The 17,192-nt window shown below is 44.0% G+C and carries 13 protein-coding genes and 3 tRNA genes; 10 read left to right on the top strand and 6 right to left on the bottom strand.

Annotated features, from left to right (window positions below):
* Positions 1 to 17: 17 nt before the first annotated feature.
* From JMW64_RS09925 to exaC, 3 genes are all read right to left on the bottom strand, one after another.
* Positions 18 to 344 (bottom strand): DUF779 domain-containing protein, encoded by a 327-nt coding sequence (locus tag JMW64_RS09925; RefSeq protein ID WP_060491624.1) that lies wholly within the window; start codon positions 342 to 344, stop codon positions 18 to 20.
* A gap of 206 nt (positions 345 to 550) precedes the next feature.
* Positions 551 to 1,579, bottom strand: coding sequence for an alcohol dehydrogenase AdhP (adhP, locus tag JMW64_RS09920; protein ID WP_201554515.1), 1,029 nt, complete (start codon positions 1,577 to 1,579; stop codon positions 551 to 553).
* 97 nt (positions 1,580 to 1,676) lie between these two features.
* On the bottom strand, positions 1,677 to 3,203 hold the full coding sequence (gene exaC / locus JMW64_RS09915; RefSeq protein WP_201539987.1) for an acetaldehyde dehydrogenase ExaC: 1,527 nt from the start codon (positions 3,201 to 3,203) through the stop codon (positions 1,677 to 1,679).
* Between the two features lie 290 nt (positions 3,204 to 3,493).
* Between exaC and JMW64_RS09910 the strand changes: the two genes are divergently transcribed.
* The 4 genes from JMW64_RS09910 (at position 3,494) to JMW64_RS09895 (ending at position 7,217) form a co-directional block, all read left to right on the top strand.
* Complete coding sequence (locus JMW64_RS09910; RefSeq protein ID WP_201554514.1) at positions 3,494 to 5,425, top strand: AAA family ATPase; 1,932 nt, start codon at positions 3,494 to 3,496, stop codon at positions 5,423 to 5,425.
* A gap of 174 nt (positions 5,426 to 5,599) precedes the next feature.
* Positions 5,600 to 6,790 (top strand): type I glyceraldehyde-3-phosphate dehydrogenase, encoded by a 1,191-nt coding sequence (locus JMW64_RS09905; RefSeq protein ID WP_227694169.1) that lies wholly within the window; start codon positions 5,600 to 5,602, stop codon positions 6,788 to 6,790.
* Positions 6,791 to 6,952: 162 nt separating this feature from the next.
* Positions 6,953 to 7,043: transfer RNA gene (locus JMW64_RS09900), tRNA-Ser, on the top strand.
* A gap of 83 nt (positions 7,044 to 7,126) precedes the next feature.
* Positions 7,127 to 7,217 (top strand) — tRNA-Ser (locus JMW64_RS09895).
* Positions 7,218 to 7,308: 91 nt separating this feature from the next.
* Here JMW64_RS09895 and JMW64_RS09890 read toward each other — a convergent pair.
* From JMW64_RS09890 to JMW64_RS09880, 3 genes are all read right to left on the bottom strand, one after another.
* Entirely contained in the window at positions 7,309 to 8,043 is a 735-nt protein-coding gene (locus JMW64_RS09890; RefSeq protein ID WP_201554513.1) for a hypothetical protein, read from the bottom strand.
* Between the two features lie 326 nt (positions 8,044 to 8,369).
* Positions 8,370 to 8,711 (bottom strand): hypothetical protein, encoded by a 342-nt coding sequence (locus JMW64_RS09885; protein ID WP_055125114.1) that lies wholly within the window; start codon positions 8,709 to 8,711, stop codon positions 8,370 to 8,372.
* A 374-nt stretch (positions 8,712 to 9,085) separates the two neighbouring features.
* Positions 9,086 to 9,161 (bottom strand) — tRNA-Asn (locus JMW64_RS09880).
* A gap of 486 nt (positions 9,162 to 9,647) precedes the next feature.
* Here JMW64_RS09880 and JMW64_RS09875 point away from each other — a divergent pair.
* The 6 genes from JMW64_RS09875 to JMW64_RS09850 all read left to right on the top strand — a co-directional run bounded on the left by JMW64_RS09875 (position 9,648) and on the right by JMW64_RS09850 (position 17,056).
* A complete protein-coding gene (locus JMW64_RS09875; protein WP_201554512.1) occupies positions 9,648 to 9,992 on the top strand; it encodes a DMT family transporter in 345 nt (114 codons plus the stop codon).
* A gap of 1 nt (position 9,993) precedes the next feature.
* Positions 9,994 to 10,566, top strand: a complete 573-nt coding sequence (locus JMW64_RS09870) for a TetR/AcrR family transcriptional regulator (RefSeq protein ID WP_055125112.1) — start codon at positions 9,994 to 9,996, stop codon at positions 10,564 to 10,566.
* Between the two features lie 171 nt (positions 10,567 to 10,737).
* Positions 10,738 to 12,252 carry a betaine-aldehyde dehydrogenase gene (betB, locus tag JMW64_RS09865; protein WP_201554511.1) on the top strand — a complete coding sequence of 505 codons (1,515 nt, stop codon included), beginning with the start codon at positions 10,738 to 10,740 and terminating at the stop codon, positions 12,250 to 12,252.
* Positions 12,253 to 12,369: 117 nt separating this feature from the next.
* Positions 12,370 to 14,070 (top strand): choline dehydrogenase, encoded by a 1,701-nt coding sequence (gene betA / locus JMW64_RS09860; RefSeq protein WP_201554509.1) that lies wholly within the window; start codon positions 12,370 to 12,372, stop codon positions 14,068 to 14,070.
* Positions 14,071 to 14,328: 258 nt separating this feature from the next.
* The gene (betT, locus tag JMW64_RS09855; RefSeq protein ID WP_201554507.1) at positions 14,329 to 16,374 is read left to right on the top strand and encodes a choline BCCT transporter BetT; all 2,046 of its coding nucleotides are present in this window, start codon (positions 14,329 to 14,331) and stop codon (positions 16,372 to 16,374) included.
* Positions 16,375 to 16,564: 190 nt separating this feature from the next.
* Positions 16,565 to 17,056 (top strand): M48 metallopeptidase family protein, encoded by a 492-nt coding sequence (locus JMW64_RS09850; RefSeq protein ID WP_045447188.1) that lies wholly within the window; start codon positions 16,565 to 16,567, stop codon positions 17,054 to 17,056.
* The last annotated feature ends 136 nt before the right edge of the window (positions 17,057 to 17,192 follow it).

Below are 17,192 nucleotides of genomic sequence, written 5' to 3'. Positions count from 1 at the left end.
GTGGATGCTATTTAAACTTATACAGCACATATCTCTGAACGTACGATAAAGCGCTTACCTTCTGGTATTTCAAGCGAAAAACTGGCTCCGCGTCCATCGACCACATCTATCGTTAGATCGGTATGTTGCCAGAGCTTATGCTGAGCTTTACCCATATAAAATGGACAGCCAACCAGCTCGCCGATGAGTACGTCTTGTCCGCCTACTTTAAATTCGCCCAATGGATAACACATGGGTGAACTGCCATCGCAGCAGCCGCCTGATTGATGAAACATCAGCTCACCGTGCTTAGATTTTAGTAAGTCGATTAATGCTTTGCAAGACTCTGTCGCTGTGACGTTCATAATGATTTCCCTATCGTTAGACCCGAACGGATGTCTTTCATAATCATACTGAGTAGAAAATAAAGGGTCGCATCATATTCACTCACATCATTTATCATATGTGGTTGAAAGTGATACGACCCTTTACTAATGATTACTCTAGCCAGTCATTGAGACGGTGTTACGAATCTCAAAATATCATAAAGCATGCGGCTACATAATGGTTACTACATACTATAGTCAATGACAATACGACCTTCGATTTTGCCATCACGCATACGATCAAAGATATCATTGATATTTTCTAGTGGCTCAGCGGCAACGGTGGCTTTTACTTTGCCTGCTGCTGCCATGTCTAGCGACTCTTGCAAGTCGAGACGCGTACCAACGATTGAGCCACGAATGGTAATACCGTTTAAAACAGTATCAAAAATGGATACTGGGAATTCGCCCGTTGGTAGACCGTTACAGACCAAAGTACCACCGCGTCGTAACATGCCCAACGCTTGATCAAAGGCTTTTGAAGATACCGCTGTCACGAGCGCACCGTGAGCACCGCCGATTTCTTTTTGTAGATATTCAGCAGGGTCAGTATTTTTCGCATTGACAGTGACTTTGGCGCCCAATTTTTTAGCGAATGCCAGTTTTTCGTCATCAATATCCACAGCAGCAACGTTCAATCCCATCGCAATGGCATACTGAACTGCCATATGCCCCAAACCGCCGATACCTGAAATGACAACCCAATCGCCTGGCTTGGTGTCGGTCATTTTAAGACCTTTGTAGACCGTGACACCTGCACATAACACTGGTGCAATTTCAATAGAGTCAACGCTTTCAGGAATGATACCGACATAGTTGGCATCTGCTAGGACGTATTCTGCAAAGCTGCCGTTTACCGAGTAACCAGAGTTTTGTTGGCTTTTGCACAAAGTTTCCCAACCACCTAAGCAATGGGTACAGTGGCCACAAGCAGAGTAGAGCCAAGGAATACCGACTCGGTCGCCTTCCTTGACATGAGTGACACCTTCGCCAACGGCAGTGATAAGACCAACGCCTTCGTGGCCTGGGATAAACGGTGGGCTAGGTTTGACTGGCCAATCGCCCTCAATGGCATGCAAATCGGTATGACAGACACCTGATGCCTGCATTTTTACGACAATTTGACCAGCACCTGCGGTTGGAATATCTACTTCTTCAATTTCTAAGGGTTGTCCGAATTCATGCAGCACGGCCGCTTTCATTTTATTACTCACGTTGTAACTCCTTGTCATCGTTCTTTACATTAAGATGCTCGGCGAGCATCGAGGTCGCACTTTACGCTTTTGCCATAAAGTGCTTTGAAAAACAGAATTAAAAGAAGCCCATTGCTTTAGGACTATAAGAGACCAGCATGTTTTTGGTCTGCTGATAATGGTCTAGCATCATTAAATGGTTTTCGCGGCCAATACCAGACTGCTTATACCCACCAAACGCTGAATGCGCAGGATAGAGATGATAGCAATTCGTCCAAACGCGGCCAGCTTTAATGCCACGACCGAAACGATAAGCACGAGTACCATTACGCGTCCAGACACCAGCACCAAGACCATATAAAGTGTCATTGGCTAGCGCCATCGCTTCTTCATCGTCTTTAAAAGTGGTGACAGCGAGTACAGGGCCAAAGATTTCTTCTTGGAACACACGCATATCATTCGTGCCTTCAAAGATAGTCGGCTGCACATAATAACCGTTTGCCATATCGCCATCATGCTTGGCAAGTTCGCCACCGACTAAGACTTTGGCACCTTCTTTTTTACCAATATCAAGATAAGATAGGATTTTTTCTAACTGATCTGAGCTGGCTTGCGCGCCAATCATAGTATCAGTATCGAGCGGGTTGCCCATTTTAATGGCTTTCACGCGAGCGATACAGCGTTTCATAAATTCATCATAGATGCTTTCGTGTACGAGGGCGCGTGATGGGCAGGTACAGACTTCACCTTGGTTTAGCGCAAACATGACCAAACCTTCAACCGCTTTATCTAAGAAGTCATCGTCTTCATCCATAATGTCAGCAAAGAAGATATTTGGACTTTTACCGCCCAGCTCTAGTGTTACTGGAATGATATTTTCACTGGCGTATTGCATAATTAAGCGACCAGTGGTGGTCTCACCCGTAAAGGACACTTTATCGATACGCGGGTTGGAAGCGATTGGCTTACCGGCTTCTACACCAAAGCCGTTAATGACGTTTAGTACGCCTTTAGGTAAAATATCCGCCGCGCCTATGACGTCAAGCATGTATAAAACAGAAGCTGGCGTTTGCTCGGCAGGCTTGAGGACGATACAGTTACCCGCAGCAAGGGCTGGGGCAATTTTCCAAATCGCCATTAGAATAGGGAAGTTCCAAGGAATGATTTGACCGACGACGCCAAGGGGCTCATGGAAATGATAAGCGACGGTATCTTCATCAATTTGACTAATGCCGCCTTCTTGTGCGCGGATAACGCCCGCAAAATAACGCAAATGGTCGATGGCGATTGGGATATCAGCGGCGAGAGTTTCGCGAACTGGTTTACCGTTTTCATAGCTTTCAGCGATAGCGATTGCCTCTAAATTGGCTTCGATACCGTCAGCAAGTTTGAGCAACATATTAGAGCGATCAGTGACACTGGTTTTGCCCCATGCGTCTTTTGCGGCATGAGCGGCATCTAGCGCTGCTTCAACATCGGCAGCTTTAGAGCGCGCAATCTGACAGAAGGTTTTACCATCGATTGGACTTGAGTTGTCAAAGTATTCACCATCGATTGGCGCGACCCACTCACCATTAATGAAGTTGTCATATTTTTTGCGGAATTGAACAGGACTATTTTCAGTATTGGGATAGGCGTATAACATTAACGACTCCTTGTTGTGTATTATGGCTAGTTAAGAACAAACGACTTAAGCATAAATATTTGGCCATCCTGACCAAGCTATGACCCTATCGTACTGAGCTTTAGCGATGAGCGATAATGACTTTTTATAATGATATATTTCGTATCGTATAACTTTAAGTTATGTGGCTTATCAGGGTTAAAGTCGTCCGCGAAACGGATGTAGCTGTTATAATTGTTGGCAGCTTTTTCTCTTATTATTTGCTCTTAAGCTGTTTTTCTTATTACTATTAACTTAATTGGTTTAGATATATGCGTCAATCTTCTGCTCTTGATATCTTAAAAACGGGTCAAAATGTCTTTTTGACTGGCTCAGCAGGTTCAGGTAAGACTTATACTCTTAATCAATATATCGACTATCTGCGTGCGCGCCGTGTGCCTGTCGCCGTCACTGCGAGTACCGGTATTGCTGCCACACACATGAATGGCACAACGATTCATAGCTGGTCCGGCATCGGTATCAAAGATGAGTTGAGCGACCGCGACTTGACCACCTTATCACGCAAGCAGTTTTTGGCAGACCGACTAAAAGACACCGCGGTATTGGTCATTGATGAGATATCGATGTTGCATGCTAAGCAGCTCAATTTGGTCAGCCAAGTACTCAAGCATGTCCGAAAAAATGACAAGGCGTTTGGTGGTATTCAGGTAGTCGTCGCAGGAGACTTTTTTCAGCTGCCACCGATTGGTAGTAAGGGTGAAACCAACCGTGAAAAATTTGCCTTTATGTCGGAAGCGTGGCTTGATGCCAAGTTCCATATTTGCTATCTGTCTGAGCAACATAGGCAGGTTAGTGAAGCGGCAAATGGCGGGCTTGATTTGGACGATATTCTCAACCAAATTCGTCGTCAGGAAGTCACTTTTGAATCGATTGCCGCATTAGAAGCAACCTTTGATCAAAATGTCGATATCAAACGTACCCGTCTTTATACCCATAATCTCAACGTTAATAGCATCAATGACAAAGAGCTTGCCGCATTAGATGGCGAGATGATGCGTTTTGAAGCTACCTCTACTGGTGATAGTAAATTGGTTGAGACCCTAAAAAAGACAGTTCGTACCCAAGATGATTTGGTATTAAAAGTCGGTGCCAAGGTGATGTTTATTAAAAACAATACCGAACTTGGCGTCTCTAACGGCACCATGGGTGAGCTGATTGGCTTTGCTGCTGTCAAAATTGATGATAGCAAAGACAGTAGTGACGATTTAATCGAAGACGATAGTGAAAGCATTGCAAATGAGAATGATAAGAATATAAAAGGCAAAGGTAAAAAGACTACCAAAGATAAAGAAAAAACAAAATCTAAAAAGCCAACGACGCAAAAAATGCCCGTGGTTCGGCTCAATTCAGGGCGTGAAGTCATCGCTGAGCCTGAAGAATGGATCATCGAAGATGAGACCGGTGACGTGCTAGCAAGCTATGAGCAAGTACCGCTTTGTCTAGCATGGGCGATTACCATTCATAAGTCACAAGGCATGACCCTCGATGCGGCGGAGATTGACTTGTCGCGCACCTTTGAGCTAGGGCAGGGCTATGTGGCATTGTCACGGTTAAAGTCGCTGGCAGGTTTGCAGTTGCTCGGTATGAATGACATGAGTTTGCAGCTTGATCCGCTAGCACGCGGCGCGGACAAACGGTTTTTGGTGCTGTCAGAAGAAGCTGATGCCAATTATTCGATGCTTGATGAAGAGAGCATGACGCAGGCGCATGAGAAATTTATTTTAAAATCGGGCGGTACGCTGAGTAAATCAGTGATTGATGCTTATGCCACTTTGCAAAAAAAGCGCCGTGAGCAACAACAAGCGCAAATAGACAAGAAACAGAAACTGGGCAATCAAGTTTCTGATAAGTCAGACAGTACCTTGCTTGCGACGCGATTGTTATTAGAGGAGAGCTTGTCGATTGCAGAAATCTCGCAAGCCCGTCAGCTTTCACAATCGACCATCATGCGTCATATTGCTGACCTAAAATCTCAAGATCCAAGTCTCGCTTGTGATCATTTGCGGCCAGAGGATGAGGTGATGACGGCGGTTGGTAATGCCTATGTCGCGATTAAAGTCGCCAATAATCCAAATGATTTCAATGATGATGGCAGTATTAAATTGCGTCCAATATTCGATCATCTTAAGCAAAGTATTGATTACAATGCCATTCGTTTGGCACTGATTTTTATAACGCCCTAATACTGAATGGCGTCTTGATACTGAGTATGACAATTCAGGGTTAAAGCATTCACCAAAGCCATTTAGCTTTTATATAACAATCCCTAGAGCCGATTAACGACTTGTTGGTTTTGTTTCATTGTAGCGCTGACTGTGTAGCGCTCAATTTTTATCCCTTTATAGCGATATCTTTTTATGCCTGATTTTTCGAGAGCCACCTACCAATTAACGTCTGACCCAGTAGCAGCAGCAGCGTTTCATGCATCTAGTGAGCACACACAGCCACTGAGGGTTGCTATCAATGGTTTTGGACGTATAGGGCGCAACGTTTTGCGGGCATTGCTAGAGCGCTTTGAGGTATTAGGCCGTGCGATCCATGTCGTGGCAATTAATGATTTAGCCCCTGCTGACATTCTGTTGCACTTATTAAAGTTTGACAGCACGCATGGTCGCCTAAGTCGCCTTGGGGTCAGTGCTGATATTGTGGCGAGTAGCAACGATGAAGCGAGCGATGACGGTAACAATAATAGCGCCACACAGCTTTGTCTGACAAAAAACAATTATACCTATTGTATCAATTTATTCTCAGAACCTAACCCTGCGCAGTTGCCTTGGCAGGCGCTGGGTGTCGATGTGGTACTAGAGTGTACCGGACATTTTCGCTCTTATGAGCAAGCACAACTGCACATCGTGGCTGGCGCGCAGCAGGTGATTATCGGTGCGGCACCATTCGATGATGTCGATGCTTGTATCGTTATGGGCGTTAATACTGATGAGCTAACACGTGAGCTGCCGATTATATCGAGCGTTTCTTGTACCACGCAGGCCTTGGTTCCCTTGATTGCGACGCTTGATACCGCATTTGGGGTAAAGTCAGCGATGATGACGGAGATTCATGCTGTCACCGCTGATCAAACAGTGCTTGATCAAGCCCACCGTGACCCAAGACGCGCGCGCGCGTCTGGTTATAACATTATTCCAACCACCTCTAGCAGTATCGCGGCGACAGAGCGTGTCCTACCTGCTATGGTAGGCAAGATAAATGGGCATTCGATACGCGTACCTACCATTGATGTAGCGGCTATTGATGTGACTTTTGTTTTTGATACGCCCGATGTGTCTGTCGAGGCAGTCCGCGAGGCACTCAAATCTGCCAGTCAGGCACATTTGCGTGACATCATGGCTTATACGGATGAGCCACTGGTCTCTAGCGATTTTATCCATCAGACTGAGTCTTTGATCATTGATGGTCAGCAGCTCATGCAAGTGGGTAGTCAATACAAGGTTTTTGCATGGTATGACAACGAATGGGGTTATGCCAATAGACTACTAGATATGTGTCTGCATCTGGCTTCTCATAAAAAACCTATCGTCAATTCTCTATAAAAAAGTGACCGCGTTAACCTTGCTTGAAGTATTACATATACATCTGCACGCAGTTGCCTTGACTCTCTTTTAAACTGAATCGACGATAGCATCAAAATAATTTAAATTCGTGCAATTAATTGCTTGCATTCTCATGTTATATCGCTATAATAATGCACAAATGGAGACGTGGCAGAGTGGTTGAATGCACCGGTCTTGAAAACCGACAAGGGTTTGTAGCCCTTCGAGAGTTCGAATCTCTCCGTCTCCTCCAAATTCGAAAGTCGCAATCATTATTAATGATTGCGGCTTTTTTTGTTGCATTTTTATTTTATATCGCTATAATAGTCCACCAATGGAGACGTGGCAGAGTGGTTGAATGCACCGGTCTTGAAAACCGACAAGGGTTTGTAGCCCTTCGAGAGTTCGAATCTCTCCGTCTCCTCCAAATTCGAAAAAAGCCCTAATCAGTGATGATTGGGGCTTTTTTTATGCTGGATATTTATCCTATAATTTTATAAATACTCTGCAGCACTTTTTTATTTCATTAGCGACTCATCAAACTTAATTTCCTGCCCATTCTCCAATATCAATGTGCCTTTACTGATCATGATGGTCAAGTCTTTGGTGTTTTTAATGGCACGCATAACGTTGATGTCTTCAATACTGCTCTCGATGATGATCTTGCCAGACTGCTCTGGTTTAATAGGCGGGTCAAACTGTGTTAGTGGTACGTTAAAGCTTTTGCCCTGCGCCAAGTTAGCATCTTGCATGGTCAGTGTGCCCTTAAAGCTTCGAATGGCGACCTTGCCGTGATTAGAGAGCATAAACTGCAGTTTTACTTGATTTAAGCTGTCACTATCGCTGGTTTTGACTGGTAGTAGAGCGACAGGATAGTTCTGCGCATTGGCACTATAAGCTGGCTGGCTGCTGACGATGGGGCTTTTTTTACCTGTTGGATTGTTTGGATGTAATCGTTCGTATTCACGCTGTTGCACAAGGGCTTGCTTGATAGTGGTACGCGGCATCGCCCCCGACTCATAGGCACCGCTGAGTTTCATTCGCAACATGTAGCGGCTGAGTAATTGCTGCTCAGATTGAGGCAACTGCTCAAAAGTGGTGCCGAGTTTTTTCTGCCACTGATCTGAGTTGGTCGGTATGGTTTTTTTGGTTGGATCCGCGGTTGGCTGTGAGCAACCAGAAACGATTGGTAGTATCGCTAAGGCAATCGTCAATAACAAAGCTTTATTCAAGCGTTGATGTAAACTCGCCATCGTACACCTCCTTAAAAATCTTTATGGATAATAAAGAATGACAACAGAATAATGAGCGTTTTCTTAATATACCTCGTTTGATGAGAGGTTGTGTTTAATTATCGCTAAATGCTGTATCGCAAGCAAAATAGGTATATTTTTGTTATATGACAGCAAAAAAGGGCAGGAGACGTACTATTTATAATAAGTTCTGACAAGCAATCATGATCGGTATTTTTATTCACAATAGCTATTTTTATTACGCCCACAAAAAAAAGACTGAGTGCCGTTAAGCAAACTCAGTCTTTTTTATTAACAGCAGTAACAGCTAACGACTGTTTGAATAGTTAGTCATGAGCTTGGTCATTTTCTTGCAGCTCAGATAGTGAGTGAGTAATATTATTATTGTGGGTCACAACAATAGCCTCATCAATAATACGCTGGCTGACCCCGCGTTTACGCAGGCTTTCGATGAACACCTCATCATGGGCTAGGGTGTAGTCTTGATGATCGCGGTCAAGTCCTTGGCGAATATATAAACGAATAAGCCCTTGGATGCGTTTAAACCCCAACTCTTTTGAAGTGGCTTCTAATAGCGAAATCATCTCTTCAGACAAACGAATACTGATCGGGCGCATGATTTTTTGCGGATGATCAGAAAACTTATTTTTCACACGTACAGGTATCATAATAAACCATTATTTTTAGTGAGTAAGAGTGAAGCACTCAGACAAAAATTAACCCAATCAAAACTATCTTTACCATACAACAAAAACGCCTAAAAGAACACCGTAGCCATGCCAATCGCACTAGGTCATGTCCTCAATTCAATCGATTAACCTCTAAATGGGATAAAAATGGCTAAATTTTGCCAAACATCGTCAAATAGCTTATTAATATCTCGATATTATTTGCGCTACTGTCTTTGTTTGGCGGCAATTTATCTCATTTTTGTCACCACTTTTAAAATGAGGACACGCCCTAAGATTGCGGCTATCCTCTTAATTGAAAACGGCAACCATAAAAAAACCTTCATCAAATAATGATGAAGGTTTTTAGTATATGGCTCTCCAACCTGGGCTCGAACCAGGGACACACGGATTAACAGTCCGTTGCTCTACCAACTGAGCTATTGGAGAATAAGTTGGTATAACGATAAGTTAGATAAGCGCTATTGCTTGTCTTGTTTGCGTTATGTGGGGCACATTTTAGCCAAGTTGTTATAGGCTGTCAACCTTATTATGCCATTAATTATAAATATTGTTGTTAACTGTGAAAAATAACCAGTAATCCCTTATAAAGCGGGCTGTTTTGGCAAATTTTGACCGCTAAAATATTATTTTTTGACTAGGGCGTGTCTTCAATTCAATCGATAAATCTCTAAATGGGCTAAAAATGGTCAAAACCCTTATTTATGTAAGTTGGATATAAAATCTAGCGCTAATTTGATTAGACAAGTCGGCTATCTTTTTGAATAGTAAAACAATCTGTACCTCCCTCGAAACAAAAAAATCAGAAACAGCCCTTCACATGGCTAGAATATTTCTATAGAATACCGACCGTATGGTTTCTTTAATGTATATACATTATTAATATGTGATCAATCTGAGACAGGTAACCTAATTATGAGTCCCACCACTATTGCCTACGGTTATCTAGCCATCGCCATTATTTGCGAAGTGGTTGGCACGACCTTTTTAGTCAAGTCAGAGCAGTTTACGCGTTTGGTGCCGACCCTGATTATGGGTGTGCTTTATGCCATCTCGTTTTACTTATTAACACAAACCATCAAAACCATACCGCTTGGTATTGCTTATGCACTATGGGGCGGGTTGGGGATTGTGCTGACATCGCTCGTTGGCTTAATATTTTTTAAGCAAAGTCTTGATGCGGCAGCTGTGGTTGGTATCGCTATGATTGTGGGCGGTGTCGTGGTGATGAACTTATTCTCTAATTCTGTGGTGCACTGATATGGAAATGGAAAACGCTTACAAACGTAAAAAACAGCCCGAAGTTGTCCGTCGTGCGCTACTAGATCAGGCAGCGCGAATCACGTTAGAGCAGGGCTTATCAAAAGTGACCTTTCAGGCGGTCGCTGATGCGGTCGGGGTGACCAAAGGCGGGGTGATGCATCATTTCACCACTAAAAATGCACTCATCCTTGAAGTGTTTCATGATGCGATGGCTAGGTTTGAGGCAGAAGTTAATCAAGCCATGGCAGAAGACCCTGTGCGTTATGGCTCTTTTACTCGTGCCTATATCAATGCCACGATTAGCTTAGGCGAAAAGGGGCAGGAAGAGCTCGATAGTCAAGCAACCTTATATGCATTGATGCTAGGCGATAGCGAGTTACGTGAGTTGTGGGCCAAGTGGGCAAATGCGCAATTAAAGAAACATCAAGCAACCGACAATACCGAAACATTATGTATGGTACGTCTGGTGGCTGATGGTATTTGGCTCTCTGATTTTTCAGGCATTAGTATCTCAGATAAGACCTCTATTCATAAGCGTTTGATAAAAATGACGCAACCTGAGAATGAATAAAATACTGTTCTTAAATGATTGATCAAAGCAGCTTTTTTATTAAAAAAGCATTGAAAGACAGGATTGTAGCAATAGGCTATATAAATTTATTTTAAACATTTAACCCATAACGACATCATTTAGCATTAGCTTGTTTATAAGGCTTTTGCTAGTCGTTAATAGGAGCACCGCATGACAGATTCAAAAACAGACCTAAACAACTTAACAGACATCATTGATTTAGAGAAGGTTCAAACTGCTTATATTAATGGCTGTTATTTGGCTGTCGATGACTCATTAACCACCTTTGAAGACATCAATCCAGCCACGGGTGAAGTGTTAACTACCGTTCAGCAAACGACCAGTGAGCAGATTAATGAAGCGGTAAAAGCAGCACAAAAAGGTCAAAAGGTTTGGGCGGCGATGACGGCGGTTGAGCGCAGTCGTATTTTGCTAAAGGCGGTTGCGATATTACGTGAGCGCAACGATGTACTCGCGTTACTTGAAACCAAAGACACGGGTAAAGCGCTCTCTGAAACCAAATATGTCGATATCGTGACTGGTGCTGATGTCGTTGAGTATTATGCAGGACTTGCGTCGATGATTGAAGGTCGTCAGATTCCATTGCGTGATACTAGCTTTGTCTATACTCGCCGCGAGCCACTTGGCGTCGTCGCAGGTATCGGTGCGTGGAACTATCCTATTCAAATCGCGATGTGGAAGGCAGCACCAGCGTTAGCCGCTGGTAATGCGATGATTTTCAAACCATCTGAAGTCACGCCATTGACTGCATTAAAGTTAGCGGAAATATTGACAGAAGCGGGCTTACCAGACGGCGTATTCAACGTTGTGCAAGGCGATCATAAAGTCGGCGAAGCATTAACTCAGCATCCTGATATCGCAAAGGTATCGTTTACTGGCGGTGTACCAACGGGTAAAAAAGTGATGGAAAGTGCCGCATCTTCGTCGCTCAAAGACGTGACCTTGGAGCTTGGCGGTAAGTCGCCCTTGATTATATTTGATGATGCGGACATCGATACCGCCGCTGATATTGCGATGATGGCGAACTTCTATAGCAGTGGTCAAGTCTGTACCAATGGCACGCGCGTGTTTATCCCTAAAGCCTTACAAGCCAAGTTTGAAGAAGTCATATTATTGCGTGTCGAGCGTATTAAATTGGGCGATCCGATGGACGAAAATATTAATATGGGTCCATTGGTCAGCTTCCCACATATGGACAGAGTGCTTAGTTATATTAAGCAAGGCAAAGAGGGCGGCGCGCGTCTATTGACGGGTGGTGAACGTATCACGACAGGTGAGCTTGCCAATGGCGCCTTTGTCGCACCGACGGTATTCACTGATTGCAGCGATGACATGACTATCGTACGCGAAGAAATCTTTGGTCCAGTGATGTCGATATTGACTTATGAGACTGAAGAAGAAGTGATTCGCCGCGCCAATGATACCGAGTATGGCTTGGCAGCAGGAGTCGTGACCGCTGATTTGACCCGAGCGCATCGCGTGATTGCACAGATTGAAGCGGGTATCTGCTGGTTAAATACGTGGGGCGAGTCGGCTGCACAAATGCCAGTGGGTGGTTATAAGCACTCAGGTATTGGCCGCGAAAACGGCATTGAAGCCCTTGAGCATTATACGCAGACCAAATCTATCCAAGTAGAGCTTGGTAAGTTTGAATCGGTATTTTAAGCAGTTGTATTGTGAGAGCTTTAAATCGGTAAGGCTGAATTATTAGGACTAATTTGTCCTTTTGGCACCGCCTTACTGATATGAAATGATGGATTTTTTAATATTATGGAGCGTTTTATGACATCAACCACACCTGAATATGACTACATCATCGTCGGCGCAGGCTCAGCAGGCAATGTGCTGGCCACCCGTTTGACCGAAGATGCCAACATTAAGGTGTTGCTGTTAGAGGCGGGTCGTCCAGACCATCGCTTAGACTTTCGTACGCAGATGCCAGCAGCGCTCGCTATGCCGTTGCAAGGTACTACTTATAACTGGGGTTATAAAACCGATCCTGAGCCCTATATGAACAACCGCGTCATGGATTGTGGTCGCGGTAAAGGGTTAGGTGGCTCGTCTCTGATTAATGGGATGTGTTATATCCGTGGTAATGCCTTGGATTTTGACGATTGGGCGAAAATCAAAGGTTTAGAAGATTGGACCTATTTGGACTGCTTGCCGTATTTCAAAAAGTTAGAAAATCGCGATGCTGGTGAAAATGACTATCATGGCGTTGGTGGTCCCGTCGAAATGACCACTTCAAAGCCAGGGGTCAATCCGCTGTTCCAAGCCATGATCGAAGCAGGCGTGCAAGCAGGCTATCCAAGCACGGATGATTTAAACGGCTATCAACAAGAAGGCTTTGGGCCGATGGATCGTTTTGTCACGCCTAATGGTCGCCGAGCTTCGACTGCTCGCGGTTATCTCGACCGCGCCAAACCGCGTAGCAATATCACCATTTTAACGGGTGCATTGACTGACGTGATTTTGTTCGATGGCAAGCGCGCTGTCGGCGTTAAAGTCGCCCATCAAGGTCAAACCAAGAATTTTTACGCGTCTCGTGAGGTGATTGTTTCATCAGGTGCGATTGCCTCGCCGCAATTATTGCAGCGCTCTGGTATTGGTCCTGGTCAATGGCTTAAAGATTTGGGTGTCAATGAGATTTTAGATTTACCGGGTGTTGGTAATAATCTACAAGACCATTTAGAGCTGTATATGCAGTACGAATGTAAGTTGCCAGTGTCGATTGTGCCTGCCAATAAATGGTGGAATAAGCCAGCCATTGGTGCCGAATGGTTGTTCAATGGCACAGGACTTGGCGCGTCAAATCAGTTCGAAGGTGGCGGTTTTATTCGTACCGATGAGAAATTTACCCATCCTAATATCCAGTACCACTTCTTGCCATTAGCAGTGCGCTACGATGGTCGTAGTGCCGTGAAGTCGCACAGTTTCCAAGCGCATGTGGGCTCATTGCGCTCGCCAAGTCGTGGTCGCGTCAAGCTGACCTCAAAAGACCCAAGCGTGCATCCGAGCATCTTGTTTAACTATATGTCTCACGACCAAGACTGGCACGAGTTCCGTGCGGCAATGCGCATCACCCGTGAGATTATGCATCAGCCAGCGCTCGACCCTTATCGTGGTCGCGCCATTGCGCCAACCGATGACTTGGTGACTGATGCTCAGCTAGACGAATATGTCCGTAATCATAGCGAAACGGCTTATCATCCGTCGTGTACCTGTGCGATGGGTGAAGGTAATGATTCGGTGGTCAATGGCGAAGGGCTCGTACATGGTATCGATGGCTTGCGCGTCGTTGATGCGTCGATTATGCCAAATATCATCAGTGGTAATCTAAACGCGACCACCATTATGCTTGCCGAAAAAATCGTCGATAAGATGCGCGGCAAGCAGCTACCACGCTCGACGGTAGACTATTACGTTGCCAATGGTGCACCGCTTAGAACTGAGCCGATGCGCGCATATGGCTCTGCTGTCTAAGCGACTGATGAACTATTTATTCAATAATCATATAAGAGAATCTCATCAAAAAGACCTTTCCACGCAAAGGTCTTTTTCATCAGCGCTAACGTATTAAGTATTTTTAATACTGTTGTGGCTGCCTTTGATTGTCATTTAAATTTTTTATTTACATCACAATTTTTATTTATTGGTACTGCTTTGTGCGTCATACAGTCATCAAGTTATGACGGACAAATCAATATCAGACCCTGTTTAATTTACCTATTGAGGTCTTTTATGTACAGCTCGCCATCAAAAGATGCGACGAAACCCCTGACTCTAAACAAGACGGTTTTTTTAGGTTCAGCTATTATTTCTATTTTATTAATTATCTGGACGATTGCGTTTCCAGATTATAGTGAGGCACTATTAAGCTCAAGCATGGCATGGGTATCAGAGAGTTTTGGCTGGTATTACATGCTGGTGGTTGCCGCTTATAGTATATTTGCACTATTTGTTGGTTTTTCTAAATACGGCGATATCAAGCTTGGGCAAGATCACGAAAAAGCCCAGTTTCCTTTCCTAGCATGGGCCGCGATGCTGTTCTCTGCGGGTATTGGTATTGATTTACTGTTCTTTGGTGCCTCTGAGCCATTGATGCATTATTTGACGCCGCATACGGGGCTGGAGCCTGCCAGTGCAGAAGCGATGCGCGAAGCACTGTCGCAAACTTTTTTACATTGGGGTCTTCATGGTTGGGGCATTTATGCCTTAATCGGTATGGCATTGGCGTATTTTGCTTATCGTAAAAACATGCCACTCGCATTACGTTCACCGCTGACACCTATCTTTGGCGAGCGCTTAATCAAAGGCTGGCTTGGTGATGGTATTGATACCTTTGGCGTCGTCTGTACCTTGATGGGTATTGCCACTAGCTTAGGTATTGGGGTATTGCAGGCCAATGCCGGCTTAACTCATGTTTTCGGTATCGAATCTAGCAAAATGGTGCAGAGCCTGATTATCTTAGGCGTGGTTATTGCTGCCGCTATTTCTGCCATGACCGGCGTTGAAAAAGGCGTACGCCGTTTATCTGAATTTAATATGCTATCGTCGATATTGCTACTATTGGCCATATTGGTACTGGGTAATACGGTTTATTTGCTCAATACCTTTACTCAAAATATTGGTCAATACTTTCAGACTATTATTTTTAAAACCTTTGATGTCTATGCCTATGACGGTACTGCTGGTGCTGATTGGAAATCAGGCTGGACAATATTTTTCTGGGCATGGTGGGTTGCTTGGGCACCCTTTGTAGGATTATTTATCGCGCGTATTAGCCGTGGTCGTACTTTGCGTGAGTTTGTATTTGGCGTGATGTTTATTCCGCTTGGTTTTATTTTTGCCTGGTTCTCTATCTTTGGTAATTCAGCGATAGACTTGGTTGCCAATGGTGCCACTGAGCTTGGTGAAATCGCCGTTAATGACGCCGCGATGGGTATGTTTGCCTTGTTTGAATACTTCCCTTATAGCGATGCTTTTTCATTGGCAGGTGTGGTTATTGGTTTAGTATTCTTTGTGACCTCAGCGGACTCAGGCGCGTTAGTATTAGCGAACTTGAGCTCACGCGGCATGACCAATGATACCGACGCACCTGTTTGGTTGCGTCTGTTTTGGGCAGCAGCAACAGGTCTTATCACTTTAGGACTATTATTTGCTGGTGGCTTTGCGTCATTGCAGTCAGTATCTGTGATTGCTGGTTTGCCATTCTCGCTCATTCTTGTGCTCTATATGATGTCGATGTGGAGATCATTAAAAGAAGAAGGTAATAAACGTAAGGCCAGTACGATTGGTACGGCTAATGTGCTTGATAGTGGTAAGAGCTGGAAAGCACGCTTGCAACGCATTGTCAGTTTCCCTAGACATGCACAAGTTGAACGCTTTTTACAAAATGTGGTTAGACCTGCCATGACAGAAGTTGAAAAAGAATTTGCGGCAGGCGGTCTAAAAACTTCTTTGGACATCCGTAACCCTGAACATATCGGACAAGATATAGATGAAGGCATGGATGAGAGTAGCGGTCAAATAGATGGTCTAAAATTACGGGTTGGACACGGTGATGAAGACGACTTTATTTATGAAGTGAATTTGATCAAAGCGGAGCGTCCTAACTTTACATTGAGCACCTCAACTAAGAATGCAGAGTACTATTATCGTGCCGAAGTGTTCTTAAGTGAAGGCTCGCAAGAGTATGACTTGGTTGGTTACTCCAAAGAGCAAGTGTTGGTCGATATCTTAAATCAGTACGAGCGCCATTTGCAGTACCTACATTTAGAGCGTTAATTGATTTATCAACACGTCCTGAATATTTAAGTAAAAACACTTAAGTAAAAATATCGTAACAAACAACCCCATAAGTTGAATGCAGCTTATGGGGTTGTTTTATGAAAAATAAAATCAGTAGATATAGGGTAAAATATATAAAGATACGTTTCGGATTATCAGTTTCGAAATATTAGCAAAGGATAAGTTTGTGACCACATTAAAGTACATCGCTCATTATTCTGAGCAAGTTCAGACCCAAGCGGCATTGCTGATTAGCGATGGTAAATTGGGCGCATATCTAGAAAAAAAGTATCCCACTCAGCACCAAATAAAAAGTGATAAGGCGCTTTATCAGTATATCAATGAGATAAAAAATCAATATATGCGCAAAGTGGGACAGCTATCGAATGTCAGTTATAGCAGTAAATTAACAGTCCTCAAACATGCGCTAGGTATTCATACCACCCAGTCTCGCATACAGGGCAGTAAGCTGAAATCGCACAACAGCATCACCGTGGCGAGTTTGTTTCAAGAAGCGCCGCCTGAGTTTTTACGCATGATCGTCGTGCATGAGTTGGCGCATTTTAAAGAGCATGAGCACAACAAAGCTTTTTATCAATTATGCTGTCATATGGAGCCAGAGTATCATCAGTTTGAGCTTGATACGCGGTTGTGGTTGCACTGGCGCGAATTGAGTTGATCGCAGTGCTGTATTCTTTTCTTCTCAAAATGAGGACACGCCACAGATTGTATTTCTTATCATAACTTTCTTATCATAAATAATATTATACCTTTTATTAATATATTTTAGTGTATAATTTAATAGCGATGATTTT

The sequence above is a fragment of the Psychrobacter immobilis genome (genome assembly GCF_904846065.1).
Lineage (GTDB): Bacteria > Pseudomonadota > Gammaproteobacteria > Pseudomonadales > Moraxellaceae > Psychrobacter > Psychrobacter immobilis_H.
Note: the sequence above shows the minus strand (reverse complement) of the source record. Positions and strands in the feature narration are given on the sequence as shown.